This is a genomic window from Aequorivita flava (assembly GCF_038742595.1).
In the GTDB taxonomy this organism is placed as follows: Bacteria; Bacteroidota; Bacteroidia; order Flavobacteriales; family Flavobacteriaceae; genus Aequorivita; species Aequorivita marisscotiae.
This window is the reverse complement of record NZ_JBANCF010000037.1, coordinates 1-1,306: the sequence shown is the minus strand read 5'-3', so window position 1 is coordinate 1,306 and position 1,306 is coordinate 1. Positions and strand designations below refer to the sequence as shown.

The 1,306-nt window shown below is 38.7% G+C and carries 1 protein-coding gene; it reads right to left on the bottom strand.

What is annotated here, in order from left to right:
- Positions 1 to 114 precede the first annotated feature (114 nt).
- Complete coding sequence (locus tag VZD24_RS15190) at positions 115 to 1,086, bottom strand: IS110 family RNA-guided transposase (RefSeq protein WP_279450106.1); 972 nt, start codon at positions 1,084 to 1,086, stop codon at positions 115 to 117.
- Positions 1,087 to 1,306 lie beyond the last annotated feature (220 nt).

The window sequence follows — 1,306 nt, the reverse complement described above, 5'->3', positions numbered from 1 at the left end:
AACAAAGAACTGAGGTAAAAAACAACATATTTCTTCATTAATTTTTGACATTATTATTCTAGGCTTACAGATTGAAAGATGGATCTATAAGCTGTTTTTTTATTTAGATTTTGGTTATTTTTCTGCAAGTACTGAAACAAAATCGGCATCATATGGTAGGCCTGATTTTGCGATAGCAAAACACTGTTTCAAAAGTTTATTAGCAACCGCAATAAGCGCGAGCTTTTTACTCTTCCCTTTATTTACGATGCGCTGATAAAGCGCTTGGCACGCCCTGTTGTACTTACAGGCATTGAAGGCGCATAGAAATAATAGATTGCGGAGTTTCTTATTGCCAACCTTACTAATTCTGCTACGACCACGTACACTACTTCCAGATTCCCTAGTGGTAGGTGTGATGCCCACATAACTGCAAAGCTGCGCCCCCGTTTCAAATTTGGAAAAGCCATCGGTTACCACAATTAAAAACAAAGCTGTCTTGGCTCCAATGCCAGGAACAGTCTGCAAAAGCGTTAGCTGGTGTTGCTGCTCTTGCCTCACCAATTCAAGCAGGCGTTCTTCTATTCCAGCAAGCTCTTTGTCCAAGTGTTTTTTATCGCGCTTTAATGAACGATACACGAACTTTGACGGGATGCCCAAGGTTTCCTCACCGTGCATTTTATTTTTAGTAGCGGTACGTTTTTTAAGGTAACTGTCCATCAAACGAAACAGTTGCAAGCACTCGGCCTGTACATCTGTAAAGGCATTGTAAAGTGGAACGTCATTGGCGAGGGAATACTCGCAAATGGCTTTTGCATCACTCTTGTCGGTCTTTACCTTGGCAAGCTTCATCTGTATAAAACGTTTTACAGATAAAGGATTTACAACAGACACCGCCACATTGTTTTTGTAAAGAAACTGTGCAAGCCTATAATGATAGTAACCCGTTGCTTCCATAGCTACAATTGAATTATTAGAAAGTATCTTCAAAAAAGATTTAAATCCTTTTTCATCATTATTGAACTGGTTGTGGCCACTGGTACTACCGAATACATCAAAGACATTCTTACTGATGTCAACTCCGAAAGTTTCCTTATATTTATTCATAGGAACTGATTTTATGAAAGAACCAGCTACTTGGGTCACAACAACTTGAAAACGAGGTCTAGGCCTCACAGAACTGAACGTGATTTAAGTAGTAAAAGAGCGGGGATTATCAATGTTGTCGAAGTCTAAAGCTTCACCGTATATAGTAACCTTACTCCGCTCTTTTGTTCTTTCTGATTAATACTTAAAATTAACTTATTTAGTGAAAATCAAACTTAAG

Coding starts and splice junctions, on each gene's coding strand:
- VZD24_RS15190 (WP_279450106.1), bottom strand. CDS start 1,086: ATGAATAAATATAAGGAAACTTTCGGAGTTGACATCAGTAAGAATGTC.